Below are 16,644 nucleotides of genomic sequence, written 5' to 3' on the forward strand. Positions count from 1 at the left end.
AGTTTATTTTGATGGATTCGAAGTAGTGATCGAGGAGATCGTAGCATGAAATTGACGACACAGATGGGTAATGCCGCCATGGCTAAAGCAATCGACATCGGACTTATCCCCGACGGGGTGACGTTCGCGCAGCGCGAGCAGCTTGATGCTGTCCTGCAGGCTGCACTGGACGCGCATCCGGTATTGAAGCTGGGCCCAGCGTTGGTGTTCGTCGGCAGCGACCTGACCGCTTTCCAGGTATGCGCTGGTGAAGATGTAGACGCGGTTCTTTCGAATGCCAACGTCAAGTGCTTCATTCCGGCGCATGATGGTACGTCGCAATGAGCCAAGGCCACGACGCCGGCCTGGCCCACTGCATTGGCTGTGGTTGCCATGATCTGCATGCGTGCGAGTCGGGCTGTTGGTGGCTCAAGGTGGATTATGCCGCCGGATCTGGCGTGTGCAGCGAGTGTGAAATGTATTTGGCCGCATGGGAGGCTGGCCAACGGGCTGGTCCCGGCCTGCGGCCGCATATCGTTGAGTTCCGGAAGATCATCTTGCGTCATCTGCACGACCAGCTGCCGCAAGGCGAATGGGCAAGGCTGCGCGAGCTCTCCATCACTCGGAACGGGCCTCACCCTAACGAGGAGCGTGTTCCTGGCGCGACTCCCGAGCAGCTGGTGGAGCTGGCTGTCAGTGAGGACGGAATACCGTTGCGCGAGCTTATGAACGGCTTCGTCAAGGAGGCGGGTGACATCGGCCAGCTGCTGGGGCAGCCTGTTTACTACTTTACAACCCGGGGCATCTACGCTTGGAGCGTATCGTTGGATGCTCCGTCCATGTTGTCTTTATGGGTAACATACCCAGCCTACCCGCCCGGATGGTAAATTATAAAAAAGCAATATGCCTATATTGACTATCGTTGCATTATGTTCGATGTGAAATAGTATAAATAGCTGTCAGAAAAGCGCCTAGCCGGCGCTTTTTTTTCGCTTAATGGTTGCATTTTTGACTTTTGCCATTTATCATCGCCAAAAGATAAACTAACGAAAGTCAACAAATGAGCGCCATGAAACTGACCGGAGAGCAGCTCGCCGTCTGCGACAGCGATGCGGAAATCATCAAGGTGACGGCCGGTGCCGGCACTGGCAAGACCTCGACGCTGAACGCTTTTGCCGACTGCAACAGCGATGAGCGGATCCTCTATGTGGCCTTCAACAAGTCTATCCAGCTGGAGGCCAGCGCCAAGTTCCCATCGAACACGACCTGCAAGACGGCGCATTCGATCGCGTATGGCCAGTGCGGCCGCGAATACGGCAACGTGCCCAATAAGCTGCAGGGTGACATCAAGCCCTTCCACATCCAGCGCTATATCTCGAAGTCGCTCAACGATATTCCGCAGGCCGCACACCACCTGTACGGCGGCCGCGTGATCGAGACGGTCAAGAATTTCCTCGTGTCGGCAGACACGGAGCTGGGCATGAAGCACGTCTCGGTAGGCAATGCGCCCGTCGAGGTGAAGTACTTCAACGGTCAGATGCTGAAGGCAGATGCGGAGCGCATCTGGACACTGATGAAAGACCTGAAGTCGGAAGTGCCGATGCTGCACGATGGTTACCTGAAGCTCTACCAGCTGTCGGGCCGTCGCCTGCCGTACGGCATCATCTTGTTCGACGAGGCGCAGGACACGAACCCAGTCACCCAGGCCATCGTCGACGCGCAGAAGGCGCGCAAGGTCTATGTCGGTGATCGCCACCAGGCGATCTACGGCTTCCGCGGCGCGACCAATGCGATGGAATCGATCCAGGCGGACGAGCATCACTACCTTACCGGCTCTTTCCGATTCGGTAAGGAAGTGGCCGACGTCGCCAACATGCTGCTGGCGGTGAAAGACGAAAGTATGCGCTTGCGCGGCCTGGGCCCGGAAAGCCGCGTGCGCTCTGTATCGGCGGCGGAAGGATACGCATTTATCAGCCGCGGCAACTCGGCCCTGTTCAATCGCGCAGTGCAGTGCCTCTCCGACAACCAGCCGTTTTCGTTCGTCGGCGAAATGAAGGGCTACCGTTTCGACCAGATCCTGGACGTGTTCAACCTGAGTTCCGGCAGCCAGGTCAAGGATCCTTTCATTCGCTCATTTGCAGGCTTTGATGAGCTGCTCGAGTACGCCGAAGCGATCAATGACCGCGAGATCAAGGCGCGCTGCAAGCTGGTGAACAAATACGGCCAGGACATTCCGCGTCTGATCGAGCAGATCGAACAAAAGGCGCTGCCACCGGTGGTATCCGGAGATGAGGCTGGTAGCCACGCCAAGCGCATTGTTCTGACCACCGGCCACAAGTCCAAGGGCCTCGAATTCGATAACGTCCAGATGGCGGGCGACTTCATGGAGCTGATCGACGAGGATGGCAAGTTGTTCGACATCGCCGAGGCCGGTGCCGAGGATGTCGAAGAAGTGAATATCCAATACGTCACAGCCACGCGCGCCAAGAAGGCGCTGCAGCTGTGCGAATCGCTCCTGGCATACCAGGAGCATGTGAACGAACACGGACACGAGCAGGCCGCCGGCCTGAAGCCGGCGTAGGCCTGTGGCGTGCATCCGCTGTAAAGCAGTAACCGAAAGCTGTATACCCTCAACGTTAAGGAGTTTGTAATGTCCCTTCTGAAGAAACTGCAGGAGAAATCGAAGGCCGCTGGCGGCGACCAGAAGTACAACGCTTTCGGCGCTGTCTTTAAACTGGCCACGGCGGAAAAAACGGATACCGGCATGAAGCTGACCGGCACCATCCTGAACACGAACAAGAACCTGGCCGACGGCGAAGTCGTCTCGGTGATCTTCCGTGGCGACAATGCGGATCGTTCGGTGACCAACTTCCTGAAAGGTAATGGCAAGGGCGCGCTGAACACGCCTGAAGCCGCCGCCGGCACCTTCCTGACCCTGGAAGGCTGCTATCTCATGGAAGAGATGGATGGCGACCGCCGCCAGCTGAGCGCCCGCTGGTTGAACACCCTGGCCTCGTCGCGCAATGCGGATCACGAGAACCGTTCGTTCATCGAAAATGTCCTGGCCACCGCGCCGCGCATCTCGTTCAAGAATCCGGACATGAAGCCGGGCGAACCGGAACGTATCACCCTGCCGGTGAACGCGCACAAGATCACCGCCAAGGTCAAGAACGATCACGGCACCTTCGACAAAGAATTCACCTACGAATGGGCCGTGGACAAACTGAAGCAGCTGTCCGGCGCAGACAAGCCGACCGTCGTCATCGATACTGTCGAGCCGAACGAAGCCGTGACCGTGACCGACCGCGCCAGCCTGGAAGCTGCGCTGGGCACCCAACTGGCGCGCGGCACGAAGGCCCTGGCGCTGTTGCGCGTTACGGACGGCGACGACGTCCTGACCCGTGCCGTCTACGTCGCTTTCAAGAAAGACGGCGACGAATACGTTCCTGACGTGACCAAAACCCTGGACGACATGTTCAAGAACAATATCTTCAAGGGCGTTCCTAACGAAGACCTGTTCAACGGCCTGGGCGACGGCAGTGTGAAGCTCGAATCCATTCCTGGCTACCGCATGACCTATGCCGGCGACCCCAACAAGGACGACAACGCAGCCTACAAGCTGATCGCCGACGTCAAGGACGGCAAGACCCAGCGCTACCAGATGATTTTCGGTGCCGACGGCAACCGTTTCGCACAAGTCATCTTGCCAGGTATCGCACGCTCCGACACGATCGACGGCTTCTCGCCGTTCAACATCCTGGCCGGCGAACCGGGCACCTTCCTGGCGCACGAATTCAACACGCCGAACATCGCGCCAAACGCACAGGCGACTCCGCCGGTGCAGCCCGTCGACGCCGCTGCCCCGGCTCCAGACTTCGCCGCTCTGGAAGGCGAATTCGAGCACGCCATGGGTGGCGACGAGCCTGAACCTTCCTCGGGCCCACGCCCATAAGTCGCGCGGGTCTTGGCCCTTACGCGATGTCCGCAGCCGCCTCGCGCGGCTGTTTTTTTGCCTGCAGTTTCAGAAAGCGCAGATCCATGGAAATAATTCGCTTCCTCAATCCAGTCGTTCCGGTCAGCATGCTGCGACGGCCGTCGTCGCAGCTTCAGCTGCCGCCATTGGCCATTACTGACCAGATAAAGGAGCTGCTGCAGCAAGATGCCGTGGTGGCCGTTGGTGTCAGCGGTGGCAAGGATTCCCAGGCCGCCGCGATCGCGACGGACCAGTACCTTAAGAGCATTGGTCATTCCGGCCCCAAAGTGCTGGTGCACTCGGACCTCGGCCGTGTTGAATGGCGGGAGAGCCTGCCCGTATGCGAGCGCCTGGCCGACCGGCTGGGCTGGGAGCTGCTGACGGTGCGCCGGCAGGCCGGCGACATGATGGATCGCTGGAACGTGCGGTGGGAAAACAATGTGGCGCGATACCGCGACCTCTCGTGCGTGAAGATGATTCTTCCGTGGAGCACGCCATCAATGAGATTCTGTACGTCGGAATTAAAGAGTGCGGTGATATCAAGCGCACTGAAGAAGCGCTATCCAGAGCGTGACATCGTCAGTGTATCGGGGATTCGCCGCGAAGAGAGCGCGCCGCGGTCGAAGATGCCGATTGCCGCGCCAGAAGCTCGATTGACCAGGCGCGGTAGCGTCGGCTACACCTGGAACCCGATCATCGAATGGAAGCTGGGCGAGGTACTGGCCTCGATCGACGGAGCCGGGCTTGAGCTCCACGAGGCCTACACGAAATACAACATGTCGCGCGTCTCCTGTGCCTTCTGCATTATGAGTTCGGAGGGCGACTTGATCGCTTCCGCAGGCTGCGCGGACAACGTGGACATCTTGCGCGAAATGGTGGGGCTGGAGGCCCGGTCGACCTTCGCGTTCCAGGGGCACCGCTGGCTGGCCGATACCGCCCCACATCTATTGTCTTCCGATCTGAAGACCCAAGTCGCGGCCGCGAAGCGGGCGGCGCTGCAAAGGCAAGACGCCGAGCGCCGCATTCCCGATCATCTGCTTTATTCAAAGGGGTGGCCGACCAGGCTGCCCACACATGAGGAGGCGCGCCTCCTCGCTGAGGTCCGGCGCGATGTCGCCGAGATTCTGAACCTGTCCATTTCCCACACGACGGCGGATGCCGTTCGTGAGCGGTACGCAGATCTGCTGAGCCAGAAGGCCGCGAAGCTGGATGGCGCTCCGTCTCCGGACGGACCGGACGCCCAGGACGATATCCAACTGAGCATGTTCGCCATTTGATGGCGGTATTGCGCATTCGAAAACTGAAGAGGATTGAATGGAAGCAGAAGCAAAAAAGAAGACTGCCGATGGCCAGCAGCTGGTCAGCTGGATCCAGTTGAATGACACTGACCCTGAGGCACGCCTGGTTGCCTTGAGGTTTCCCTCTGGTACCAAACGCCTGGTTCTTGTCGCCAACGACGATCTGACCGAAGCCACCATCAAGGCGCTGGGCGAGATCGGTTTTTATCTCAGCCGCTCGGGCTTCTTTGTTCGCGACGACCTACGCTTTTCGCTCCCGACGATCCGGCGTGCGTTCCCCAATGCCGTACCTGTGCAAATGCCGATGAACCAGGTCACCAGGATCATGCCCGGCAGGCCCACAGACGGCGCACCGGACCCCGGAGACGAGAAGCCGGTTGAGCCGGTCGTGGCGGTGAATAACGCGGTGATGACCGCCATGCCGCTCGGCGTGAATCATTTGGGTCAGGTGGTCTACCAGGGTGAAGACGGGCGCTTCATCAGCGACGTGCAGAAGAATATCATTCGTGAGGCGGAGGCCCGCTCTGGAGCGACGTTCCTCTATGCTACTTCGCCCGAAGACTTGGCCCTTTGTGCCGACGGCCTGGTACGCGAGGTCGCCGGCGGAAAGGTGTTCCGATTCGATGATCTGAAGCGGTTCGCTACTGTGATTACAGGCGTGCGCGACGAAGAGCTGCTCGCATCGCCGGTGTTGCGTGAGGTACAAGAGGCCGTTGAGGCCGCATTGGTGCGGCACTTGCGTCGCTACGCCGGACCGCTCGGAAAGACCGCCTACAACCTCGCCATCAAGCTGGAAGAAGGTCAGCCGCCTATGGCGGCGCGGACTTCGGACTCGGTACGGCTGCAGCAGTATTCGACGCCACTGCCGATGAGCGTTGTCGTCCAGCGAATAGTCGGGTCGACCGCTGGTAAGGAAGTACTGGAGCCGACGATTGGTAACGGGTCCCTGGTATGCGGCATGCCGGACGCCTTCGTCACCGGATGCGATCTGGACGAGCGACGACTGGCCAACGTGCGACGAGACCGGAAGGAAGCGAAGCTTCACCTGCGCGACGCAACCAGCGTCGACTTCCGCGAATTGAACGAAGGCCGGCCCTTTGATGTGGTGGTCTCCAACCCGCCGTTCGGTGGCCTTCAGATGCCCCGGATGATGCACGGCCTGAAAGTGAACCGTATCGACCACCTTATCCTGGTGCGGTCCATCATGGCGCGCACCGATGGCGGACTGGGCGTCTACATCATCGGCGCGGACAGCTACATCGATTCCAAGTCGGGCCAGGTTGCCGGCGGCTCACGCACGCTGTTCAACTGGCTGGCCGACCACTATCACGTCGACGTCGTTGAGGTGGACGGCGGCATGTTTGCCAAGCAGGGCGCATCGTTCCCAACTCGCATCGTAGTCGTGGGCAAGCGCGCCCCGGGCGGCCCGCAGGTGGCGGACCAGCTGCAAGTAATCCGGGATCATGAAGAGCTGTTCGAATGGTCTATCCGCATGCAGGCCAAGTATGCACCGCGACCTGCCGCGGCATCGGTCGTCGCCCCCGCGCCGGTCCCGGCCACGCCGAGCGAGGACGTGGAACCGCCGGCGGCGGTGGTCGACAGCGCAGTCGACGCGGCAGATAGGCCGACCGGAGAGAGCAATGTCAGCGACCAGGAGGAGAACTCGTACCAGTCGCCATATTCCGCGTTCAGCGGCGTCAGCGACGCCACGGCCATGATCCCCCGGAATCTTGCGACGCCGACCAGGATTGCGCTGGCCGGCGTGGTGGAAGAAAGCGGCGACATTGATGAGTTCGTTGCTGGCGAGCTGGGCTGGTCCGTGGACGAGATGGCCGGCTATCTGGCTCCCGAACAGGTCGACGCTGTCGCTCTGGCGATTCACTCTGTATGCAAGGGACGGGGCTTCCTTGAGGCGGATCAGACCGGGCTCGGCAAGGGCCGTGTGATGGCGGCGCTCGCGCGCTTCTCAGCCCTGAACAACACGCCGGTGATCTTCCTGACCGAGACGCCTACCCTCTTCACGGACTTCTGGCGCGACATCCGGGACATCGGGTCCGATAGCCTCTTCACGCCGCTGATCGTGAACGAAGGGGTGTCGGTCTATGACCCCATTTCGGGGGCGAAGCTAATCCCGCCGACGCCGCGCGCGGTGATGGAGACCGCGCTGCGGTCTGGCTCGTTGGATCCGGCCTATAACATGGTGCTGGGCACCTATTCTCAATTCAACCGTGACCGCAGCTCTTCGGCAAAGGCGCGCTGGATCGGCGATGTCGCGCGCGGCAAGGCGCTGCTGATCGACGAGGCGCATAACGCTGCCGGCGAGTCGAATACCGGGCACAACATCGGCATGGCGATCGACCAGGCGGAGTACGTGGTGTATTCGTCGGCGACGTCGATGAAGGATGGCCGAAACGTCATGCTCTACTCGCAGCTCTTCCCCACCACGGTCGACATGGGCGCGCTGCCGGAGACGCTGGCCACCGGCGGCGAGGTCCTGCAGGAAGTGCTGTCCGGGATGCTGGCGCGCGATGGCGTGTTTGTGCGCCGCGAGCATGACCTTAGCAACCTGACGTTCCGCACGGTGACCGACACCGAGCGCGAGGAGCGCAACCGGGCGCTCTCCGACCGGCTCGCCGAGATCCTCGAATACATGAACTACCTCGCGGGCGACATCAACCAGCTGGTCAATGTCCGCAACAAGGAGATCAAGAAGCTGTTAGAGAAGATCCCGGATAAGGAACGCAAGGGCAACCGCATGGGTGCGATGAACGTGAATTTCGGTTCCCGCCTGTTCGCGATCTACCGACAGTTCATGATGGCCCTGAAGGTCGACCTGGCGACCGAGCGCTCAATCCGCGCACTGGAGAACGGCCAGAAGCCGGTCATTGTCTTGAACAACACCATGGAGTCGTTGCTCAAGGACCTGGTACTGCAGAACGAAGTCGATATCGCCGACAGCAACGAGCTGGCGGAAGTCGATGCGTCCGGCTTGTCCGCGCTCCTGCAGGGAGAAGTCGAGCTCGACGAAGAGATGAGCTTCCGCGATGTGTTGTATCGGATGCTGGACCGCCTCACCTACTACTGCGAGACGACACGCTACGGCGAGGTCGTCAAGCAGCCTGTCACCTCTGAGGAGGCTAGGGAGACAGTGGCGCTGATCCGCCGCCTGATCGGCGAGTTCCCTGACCTGTCGGTGTCACCACTCGACGATATCCGCCGCCGCATCGCGGCCGCCGGTTTCGTGTGTGACGAGCTGTCTGGTCGTAAGCTGCAGATCATCGAACGCGACGGCCACGTGTACGCATCACCGATGGCCGAGCGGCCAAAGGCCCAGATCGTGAAGGATTTCGTGACCGGAAATTCTGACGCGCTGCTGTTGACACGCGCCGGCAGCACCGGCATCAGCTTGCACGCGGGCGAGAAGTTCCCGGACCAGCGGCAGCGCGTCATGATCGAGCTCCAAGACGCCCCGGACGTGAACGTGCGTGTGCAGTTTTTTGGACGGGTCAACCGGAAAGGGCAGACTTCCGCCCCTGAGATCGAGACGCTGTCGTCTGGCCTGATCGGCGAAGCCAGGCCGATAGCGATGCAGAACGCGAAGCTGCGCAGGCTCTCCGCCAACACGACTGCGAACCAGGACAATGCCGCCTTGAACCGGCAAGTCCCTGACTTCATCAACGCCATTGGCGACGAAGTGGCGTACCGCTACCTCGAGGCGAATCCGGCGATCGCGCGCCGGCTGGACATCGACATGGACAACGATGACGAGCGGGCCGAGTCCTACTTCATCAACAAGCTGACCAGCCGGTTGATCATGCTCCGCGTGACCGAGCAGGAGCAAATCTATGAGGCGCTCACCAACGAATACCTGCGGGTGATCAAGGAGCTCGACGCGAAGGGCACCAACCCCCTGAAGTCGCGCGAAATGGACGTGCGGGCGCGGGAGATCAGCCGCGAAGTATACGAGAGCGGCAACCCGCACTCCGATTCCGCATTCAACCAGCCGGTCTACGCTAAAACCATCGAGTACGAGATCCGGATCAACCCAATCCGCAGCGCCGAAGTGAAGGATCGTGTCCGGCTCGGAGCCGACGCGGTGAAACGGTACCCGATCAATCACGAGGAGCGCGAAAACCAAGAATTTTTCCTCGCGCTCAAAGGATATCTGGCATCGAATCGGAGCCAGTTCCTGAAGACGGTGCTGGGCAAAGAATTCAAGTCGATCGACGAGGCGATGGCCGCCAAGCGCGCGAACGCCGTGCAAAAGATGCTCGGCCGCCTCCAGGCCCTGGACGCCGTGCTGGACGGCCTGCACGTCGGGGCGGTCGCCCGCTTCACCAACGACGAGGACGAGACGGACTTCGGCATCGTCACGCGGGTCATCGTGCCGGATAACCCGAAGCACATCCATTTGCTAGGAGCCTACGAGCTTGCGTTTGCCGTACCAGGCAAGCAGGGCCTGGTCGAGCGAACGCTCTACAGTTTGCAGGCGGACGCCCAGTTCCGCGTCATGCCGAAGAGCGCTATGCAGCAGGATCTCATGCTCAAGTTCGATTCCGCGCCGGAAGGCGTCGTGGTCCTCCAGCGGCTGATCCTCGACGGTAACCTGTTCAAGGCGGCCCAGATCGCGGCAACGAATGCCATGGGCAGCAGCGTGATCTACAGCGACGTGGAGGGCAACCGCCACCGTGGCGTGCTGCTGGCGCGCGGTGTCGAAATGAAGCACTTGAAGAACTTGGCGGTGCGCGTCGAGACGCCGGCGATGTGTCGTGAGGTTTTGGCACGTTTCGCGGACATTCTTCTCAGTTCGTCGCCGGATTCGAAGGGGGCGCGCGACAAGGACCTGATGCTGCGCCTGCAGGACGGCCAGGCCATCTTGGAGGTGCCTGGTACCAAATCGCTTGGCGGCCGGTATTTTGCTGACGAAGACCTGATCAAGGTAACCGGGCCGTTCGCCGGATCGCGGGCCGGGATGACGGCAAAATTTCCGCTTGATAGTATCGAAAAAGCAACCTCAATCCTTTACCGAAAAGGCGTCTCTATGTATGCCGACCCCTCGTATCGAGAGGCAATTAACCGACTTAATGCCTTGGTATATACTAATGAAAGTTGCGTTACAAAAGGTAACGAGGGTAAAATGGCCAGAGCCTGTTAATGGAATGAAACGTTGAACGCATTGCAACAATTTGCCGCCGCTGTAGCACTGCCCGACCAGTTCGGGCAGGAGCAACCGTATGTTCGGTATGCGTACGTGGATCCCGGCCACCAGGCCGGTGCTGACGCGGATGTGGAGTTCCGGGAGGCGGATGGTGGCAACACTGTGGTGGTTACCGTCTCCGAGTGGCGTGCTGAGGGCACCGGACGAGCACGCTCGATTGTAGTCACCGCGGTGTTTGCTGCTGACACGGGCGAGCTGCTTGAAACCGCGCATGACGACCTGATGGAGACGCTCTTGGGCGCGACCATGGGTATGCGTCCTCTGAGCGGCGAGGCATCAGTATGACGCTCTCACGCCTTTTCCGGGGGGTAATTGAACACCTCGCGGCAGTATTGTTGCATCACCTTCAACGTCAACTTCATGCCGGTTTGAAGCCGAACAAATTCTTGAATGTCGGTAACTTTGAGGCGTTCGTTGACCAGTATCGCCAAGCCTGGTTTCACCGCCTCCAGTCGTTCGCGAATACGGTAGGGAATTCCCCCATTTTTTTCAAGCGCGAACTCTCTTGCTGCGCGAACAACCGCTTTCTCTCCTGGAGCCATCCAGTTTCTCCTCGTCCGATGTTGATGAGAAATGATAGCAGAGCTGTAACTTTCTTGGCGCTGAGTACTTCCAATGAGTGCAGCGAACCGATCAAATTGTTGCATGGGATAACACAATGAAAGTTTACGTGGCCGAAAAGCCGAAATTGGGCAAGGCGATCGCCGCTCAACTCATGAAGCAATCGCCTAAGGTGGATGCCGGCCGCGAGTATGTAGCTGGCCGCGATTGGGCTGTGTGCTGGGCCGCGGGGCATATCTTCGGCCTCGAAGAGCCTGATTTTTATATCGGATCGAAGTTCCCCGGTGCGAGGAAGAACGGCAAGGGCCGTTTCCTCTGGACGTTTGAGCATTTGCCGCTCTTGCCGGCGCAGGACGGCTGGCCAGCCTGGTCGGTGAGCCTCGACCCGGAAAAAGCCAGCCTCTTCAAGACGATCAAGCAGTTTGTGGGAAAGGCAACGGTGGTGGTGAACGCGGGCGATCCGGACCGCGAGGGCCAGTTGCTGATCGACGAGATCCTGGAGGAGTTGGGGAACCGCAAGCCCGTCCGTCGCGTGCTGATCTCTGGCTTTGACGAGACCTCTGTATTGAACGGGCTGAAAAACGAGCGAGACAACGCCGAATTCCGCGGCATGAAGGATGCGGCGCTGGCGCGAAGCTGCGCCGACTGGCTGTGTGGCATGAACTACAGCCGCGCGTGCACGCTCCAGGCGCAGGAAAGCGGGTACGCCGCCAGCCACGTGTCGATTGGACGAGTCCAAACGCCGTTGCTGGGCCTGATCGTGCAGCGAGATCTCGAAATCGAGAATTTCAAGCCAGTGGACTACTTCTCTCTGGTGGCGCAGCTGAGGGTCAATCAGGGTGCGTTCCTCGGGCGTTGGAAACCGCATCAGGGCCAGGCCGGACTGGACGAGCAGGGCCGTCTGCTGGACCGCCGCATTGCCGACCAGCTCAATGCGCTGGTGAAAGGCAAGTCCGGCAAAGTCATCGAGTATTCGGACGAGGAGAAACAGGAAGGGCCGCCGCTGCCATTCTCCGTGGACAAGCTTCAGGTCCTGGCCTCCAAAAAGTACGGGTACAAATCGGATGCTGTGCTCAACGCGCTGCAGTCGCTCTACGAGAAGCACAGTCTGACCACCTATCCGCGCTCGGACTGCCAGTACTTGCCGGTTGGCCAGCTGGCCGACGTGCCGCAGGTGTTCGATGCCGTGACGCACAATCTTGCGTTTCCGAAGCCGGTACTAGACCAGGTTGATTTGGGTCGCAAGTCGCGCGCCTGGAACGATGGCAAAGTCACCGCGCACCATGCGATCATTCCGACCGGGCAAACGGCAGACTTGTCTGTGCTGACGCCGATCGAGCGCAATCTCTACGAGGAGATTTGCCGCCGCTACTTGGCCCAGTTCCTACCCAATCGACGCTATCGCGAGGTGAAAGCGCTGGTCGACGTGTGCGGCCAGCACTTCGCCGCGTCGGGAACAACCACGATTTTCGTTGGTTGGAAAGTGATCGAGGGGGCCGTCGAGAAGGAGAACCCCGAGGGTGCGAAGCAGGAGGCCGTGCTCCCTCCCATGAAGTTAGGCGATCAGGTCGCTTGCGATGGCCTGTTGATCGAGCCGAAGAAAACCCAGCCTCCGGAGCACTTCACCGACGGCACGCTGCTGGAGGCCATGATCAATGTCCACAAGTTCGTTACCGACGAAAAGGTGAAAGGCATCTTCATGAAGATGCTGGCCGATAAGAAGGACGGCGACGAAGACGGCGCGTGCGGCCTGGGTACGCCGGCAACGCGGCACACATTCGTCCCCAAGCTGGAGGAGATCGGGTTCCTGGCACGCCAGGAGGCCGGCGGCAAGCGGAAGTCCAAGGAAACATTCATCGTGTCCACGGCCGCAGGTCGTGCGCTGATCCAGGCGATTCCATCCGAACTGGGTAGGCCCGACATGACCGCGCTTTGGGAGACCGCGATGCGCGAAATCGAAAGCGGCCGCGCCAGCGTGGATCGCTTCCTGGCCATGCAGGCTGATTGGATCCGCAAGACCATCGACAAGATCAAGCAGGGTCCGTTGAACCTGCCAGCTCCGCCAGGCGCGAAGAAGCGCGCTGACGGTGGTGGCAGCAGCGCGCCGCGCCAACCAGCGCAGCTGGCCGGTAAAGACTGCCCCAAATGCAGCAAGCCGATGGCTGTGCGCCAGGGCGCGAAAGGTAAGTTCCACGGTTGCACCGGGTATCCGGCCTGCAAGCACGCAGAGAACATTTGATAGGACCGAATGATGAGCACCCCACTGGTAATTGATGCCCTACGCGCGATCGACGAGGCTCCTAACGGGCTGGATCGCACCATTCTGCTTCAGATGCAGGAAAACATCGCCTGCGACATCATGAAGATTTACCGCGACGATCTGGCCAAGCTGCTCGCCAAGCAGAAGGCGTCGGGAATGTCGCCGCAGATGGCGGCCGCCGAGCGCACGGGCTTTTTCACGCAACGCCTGAACAGCGAATACCGTAACCGTACTGGCGCAAACGTGTTCAGCCTTCCCATGTACCTGGAGACGGCGGAGAACCGCTACCGGTTGGAGATCCGCCGCCATCTTCAGCAGGTGCAGGATTACATCGCGCACGGCAAACACGTGGCCGAAACCCATTACACCGGAAGCGTCCGCGAAATGCGTGCGGTGGATCCCGGCATGAGCGATATGGCCGGCAAAGTCGCGGCCGGGCTCAACGGTATCAACGGCGTGCTTGAGAAGCTTTCTCGCATTGGCAAGGATGCCGCCACCAAGATGGCCGCGGAGTTGCAGCGCGCGCTGGGCGACGGTCTGCGCGGGATCGAAAAAGATCCATTTGCTAGCGCAGTCCTCTCGGATGCCCAGACATTGGCAGCGGCGCAGCGTGAGCTCGAGCGCATGGAATCGTCTGGCAATAAAGTTGCCTTCCGGCATTGACAATAACAAATAATAACAGATAATAACAATCATCATTAATTCACATTGGAGCTTCCCATGAGCAATCAGCTTGCCACGCAATTCTCCTTCCCGATTGAGCTCGTCTCCGGCGCTATTGCTTTCCCGACGGGGCACTACGTTGAGGTGGACGACGACCTGTTCACCGACAACGGCCTGGGCCGCAAGATCGTGCAGACCCAGCAAATTCGCGTACACGGCCGCGATGTTTCGGTGGGGTACATCAACGAGGAAGGCACCCAGTACGGCCTGATCCTCGGCGTCGAGAATCCGGTGCCGCTGGGGGCGTTCGATGATGTCGCGCGCGCAAACCAGGGGCTGTTCGATGCGCTTCACGAGGCATTTGGCGGGAAGATCGGCAGCTATGCCCATCACGAAATGGTCATGGCGATCGTACGCGCCAAGGCGCAGGGCGTGGCGTCGGGCGATATCGTCGCTGTTCGCCAAGCTGCCGGTTGGGCGCGGACCGCTTATAAACGCGCCTCCTGGATCTTCACGCATCCGATGGACGCCGCCATCGAAACCCCGGTCGATTGGACCGCCAAGGGCCTGTAAAACTGTGCCGGCGTGGGCCGCCGGCGAAGGAGTATGACCGATGCGTAAAGTCGTTATGCCGGTGTTTCAGCCGATAGTGGAAATTGCAACTGGGACGATCTCTCATCATGAAGCGCTCGCGCGCGCACATGAGGGAAGCCCTGGCCACGTTAAATTGATCGAGGTGGGCGAAGCCTATGGCTTCGTGGATTTGATCGACATTGCGGTCGTTGATCACGTCTTTGCTCTTCTGCGCCGCCATCCGACGGTTCGCATCGCGGTGAACATCTCCGTGGTCACGATCGAGAATTCCTGCAGCGATCTGCTCGCACTCGTTTTCCAAAATATGGATTTGGCGGCGCGCATGATCTTCGAGATTACCGAGACAGTGGCCATCCACGACATGGCGCAAGTGCTGCGCTTCGTGGCCGCCGTTCGCCTGCTCGACGCCAAGATCGCGATCGATGATTTCGGCACTGGCCATTTCACGATCCCCCTGGTGGAGATGCTGAAGCCGGAATATTTGAAGCTGTCTTGCAACCTGGTGGAAGACCTGGCGAAGACCGGTAGTGAGATCGCGGCACTTCGCCAGATCACGCAACGGTATGGTGGGGTCATCATTGCCGAGCATGTGGATTCCGCAGAGAAGTTGGTGGCGCTCAGGGATTTGAAAGTGGAGTACGCGCAGGGATTCTATTTGGGTAGACCGACGAGTGTTGATGTGGCGTTCAGTACAAAGTTGCGAACCGATATTGTGGACAAAGTGGCGGCGAGTAGGCAGTTTGGTTTGCAGGACCTCCGGATACCGCGATCAGAAGTAGGGCTTGTGGCGAGATCGTAATTTTTTATTTGGGCTTGTGCTGTTGTTGTGTGTTTCGTCAAAAGCCGAAAAAGGCATGTGGGCGGCAAAGGGCTAATTTGGGTGTCGTAAGGAGTTTTTGTGCACGGTTCCGACGTGGATCTCGAACGGAAAATACGGGATCGCGGAAGGGGGCGTGGTGCACGTAATGGTGTGGCTGGCCGTAAGGGGACGGTGATGACGGAATCAAATTCGTTAGCAAGCGGAGCGGGCGACGGCGTCGGACCGCGTGCAATCAACGTCACTATGTTGACGGCCGACGGATGCGAAGGAAAGTTGGCTAATTATGCCCATCCCCTCCAAAAGGTAAAAGTTTTCATGACTGCTTGATTTTATGGGCAACGCTGCTTTCGGTCTGACTCGGACTGTGTTCGCGTTCAGTCAGTTTTTGAATCAGACCAAGTCTTTCCTGATCGGCTTTTTCCGCCCTTGCCTCAGCGCTGATCAGTTGCTGAGCAAGCATTTCTGCCTGCTTTTGCAAGGTTGCCCCCATCATTTTTCCTTCCGTCAACGCCTGTTGTGCCGTCTCGAGCCGACGATCCATTTCAACGCGCGCTGCCGAAAGTTCCCTTACCTGGTAGGTCAATTGGTCCCGCTCGTTTTTCACGACGCCCAGATCGGACTGAGCCTCTTGAAGTGTCTGCCGCAACCGCGCGTTGTCGGTGTCGAGTTGCGACAGCTTGCTCTCCTGTTGCGCAAGCGCAGCTTGTTGGGCCGCTTGCCGCTGCTGACCGCTCGCCAATTCCTGCTCCAGGCGCGCTATGCGCTGCTCGAACGCCTGTCGATCGTCCATCCTCTGCCGCGCAGTCGTTTCCTGGTAATGCTCGAATTGGACCCGCGTCTGTGCTAACTGCTGCGTGAGCGACTGCACTTCCGCTCCCCGGTCGGCAAGACGCTGCTGCAGGCCGGCATTTTCGGTCCGGGCAGCCGTCAACGATACTTCGCCAGCATGCTGGTCTTTCTGCAAGCACTCGAAGCTCGCTTTTAGTTGCACCAACTCCTGATCCAGGCTCCCCTTGGCCTCGGTCAGCGCGCCCTTGTCGGCCGCTGCAAGCTTTAACCGTTCGGCCATCGCTTCCTGCTCTTGCCGGTGACTGTCCTGCGCCAGCCCCAGCTGATGCGCAAGATCGGCCTGCAGCTTCTCATAGATGCCTTTGACGGCATGTAGCAGTTCAGCCGGCAAGCCCAATTCAGCTTCGGTAACTGTAATGACCTGCATTTGAAACGGGGCCGACCAGCATTCCAGCCGATTTTCGGCCAGGAATAACTGCAACTGACGCC

At 59.7% G+C, this 16,644-nt stretch carries 13 protein-coding genes; 11 read left to right on the top strand and 2 right to left on the bottom strand.

The genetic code is table 11. The annotated features are described in order from the left end of the window. The first annotated feature begins 45 nt into the window (after positions 1-45). The 7 genes from AC1RQG_RS23920 (at position 46) to AC1RQG_RS23950 (ending at position 10,753) form a co-directional block, all read left to right on the top strand. On the top strand, positions 46-324 hold the full coding sequence (locus tag AC1RQG_RS23920; RefSeq protein WP_493135237.1) for a hypothetical protein: 279 nt from the start codon (positions 46-48) through the stop codon (positions 322-324). After that, positions 321-866 (top strand): hypothetical protein, encoded by a 546-nt coding sequence (locus tag AC1RQG_RS23925; RefSeq protein WP_493135239.1) that lies wholly within the window; start codon positions 321-323, stop codon positions 864-866. Before AC1RQG_RS23920 ends, AC1RQG_RS23925 begins: the two co-directional genes overlap by 4 nt. Positions 867-1,039: 173 nt before the next feature. Continuing rightward, on the top strand, positions 1,040-2,560 hold the full coding sequence (locus AC1RQG_RS23930) for a UvrD-helicase domain-containing protein (protein WP_493135241.1): 1,521 nt from the start codon (positions 1,040-1,042) through the stop codon (positions 2,558-2,560). A 69-nt stretch (positions 2,561-2,629) separates the two neighbouring features. Next, positions 2,630-3,931, top strand: coding sequence for a hypothetical protein (locus AC1RQG_RS23935; protein WP_493135243.1), 1,302 nt, complete (start codon positions 2,630-2,632; stop codon positions 3,929-3,931). 86 nt (positions 3,932-4,017) lie between these two features. Next, entirely contained in the window at positions 4,018-5,229 is a 1,212-nt protein-coding gene (locus AC1RQG_RS23940) for a phosphoadenosine phosphosulfate reductase domain-containing protein (RefSeq protein ID WP_493135245.1), read from the top strand. 37 nt (positions 5,230-5,266) lie between these two features. Then, a complete protein-coding gene (locus AC1RQG_RS23945) occupies positions 5,267-10,405 on the top strand; it encodes a strawberry notch C-terminal domain-containing protein (RefSeq protein WP_493135247.1) in 5,139 nt (1,712 codons plus the stop codon). Between the two features lie 12 nt (positions 10,406-10,417). Further along, the gene (locus tag AC1RQG_RS23950) at positions 10,418-10,753 is read left to right on the top strand and encodes a hypothetical protein (protein ID WP_493135248.1); all 336 of its coding nucleotides are present in this window, start codon (positions 10,418-10,420) and stop codon (positions 10,751-10,753) included. A gap of 5 nt (positions 10,754-10,758) precedes the next feature. Here the strand turns inward: AC1RQG_RS23950 and AC1RQG_RS23955 are convergent, their stop codons facing one another. Next, positions 10,759-11,010 (bottom strand): hypothetical protein, encoded by a 252-nt coding sequence (locus AC1RQG_RS23955; protein ID WP_493135250.1) that lies wholly within the window; start codon positions 11,008-11,010, stop codon positions 10,759-10,761. 116 nt (positions 11,011-11,126) lie between these two features. Between AC1RQG_RS23955 and AC1RQG_RS23960 the strand changes: the two genes are divergently transcribed. The 4 genes from AC1RQG_RS23960 to AC1RQG_RS23975 are packed head-to-tail and all read left to right on the top strand — an operon-like array spanning position 11,127 to position 15,345. Continuing rightward, positions 11,127-13,268, top strand: a complete 2,142-nt coding sequence (locus AC1RQG_RS23960; protein ID WP_493135252.1) for a DNA topoisomerase 3 — start codon at positions 11,127-11,129, stop codon at positions 13,266-13,268. Positions 13,269-13,280: 12 nt separating this feature from the next. After that, positions 13,281-13,952, top strand: coding sequence for a hypothetical protein (locus AC1RQG_RS23965; protein WP_493135254.1), 672 nt, complete (start codon positions 13,281-13,283; stop codon positions 13,950-13,952). Positions 13,953-14,009: 57 nt separating this feature from the next. Next, complete coding sequence (locus AC1RQG_RS23970; protein WP_493135256.1) at positions 14,010-14,525, top strand: hypothetical protein; 516 nt, start codon at positions 14,010-14,012, stop codon at positions 14,523-14,525. A gap of 40 nt (positions 14,526-14,565) precedes the next feature. Next, complete coding sequence (locus AC1RQG_RS23975; protein WP_493135258.1) at positions 14,566-15,345, top strand: EAL domain-containing protein; 780 nt, start codon at positions 14,566-14,568, stop codon at positions 15,343-15,345. A gap of 334 nt (positions 15,346-15,679) precedes the next feature. On the opposite strand, the gene AC1RQG_RS23980 is transcribed toward AC1RQG_RS23975, so the two are convergent. Further along, positions 15,680-16,644: DNA-binding protein (locus AC1RQG_RS23980; protein WP_493135260.1), on the bottom strand; the 965-nt coding region annotated here is incomplete at its 5' end.

This window comes from Rugamonas sp. GW822-FHT03B10 (genome assembly GCF_058801745.1).

Bases quoted from the DNA above. Each gene is read 5' to 3' on its own strand.
- AC1RQG_RS23930 (WP_493135241.1), top strand. From the start codon at position 1,040: ATGAGCGCCATGAAACTGACCGGAGAGCAGCTCGCCGTCTGCGACAGC.
- AC1RQG_RS23960 (WP_493135252.1), top strand. From the start codon at position 11,127: ATGAAAGTTTACGTGGCCGAAAAGCCGAAATTGGGCAAGGCGATCGCC.
- AC1RQG_RS23975 (WP_493135258.1), top strand. From the start codon at position 14,566: ATGCGTAAAGTCGTTATGCCGGTGTTTCAGCCGATAGTGGAAATTGCA.
- AC1RQG_RS23965 (WP_493135254.1), top strand. From the start codon at position 13,281: ATGAGCACCCCACTGGTAATTGATGCCCTACGCGCGATCGACGAGGCT.
- AC1RQG_RS23935 (WP_493135243.1), top strand. From the start codon at position 2,630: ATGTCCCTTCTGAAGAAACTGCAGGAGAAATCGAAGGCCGCTGGCGGC.
- AC1RQG_RS23945 (WP_493135247.1), top strand. From the start codon at position 5,267: ATGGAAGCAGAAGCAAAAAAGAAGACTGCCGATGGCCAGCAGCTGGTC.
- AC1RQG_RS23920 (WP_493135237.1), top strand. From the start codon at position 46: ATGAAATTGACGACACAGATGGGTAATGCCGCCATGGCTAAAGCAATC.
- AC1RQG_RS23955 (WP_493135250.1), bottom strand. From the start codon at position 11,010: ATGGCTCCAGGAGAGAAAGCGGTTGTTCGCGCAGCAAGAGAGTTCGCG.
- AC1RQG_RS23970 (WP_493135256.1), top strand. From the start codon at position 14,010: ATGAGCAATCAGCTTGCCACGCAATTCTCCTTCCCGATTGAGCTCGTC.
- AC1RQG_RS23940 (WP_493135245.1), top strand. From the start codon at position 4,018: ATGGAAATAATTCGCTTCCTCAATCCAGTCGTTCCGGTCAGCATGCTG.
- AC1RQG_RS23925 (WP_493135239.1), top strand. From the start codon at position 321: ATGAGCCAAGGCCACGACGCCGGCCTGGCCCACTGCATTGGCTGTGGT.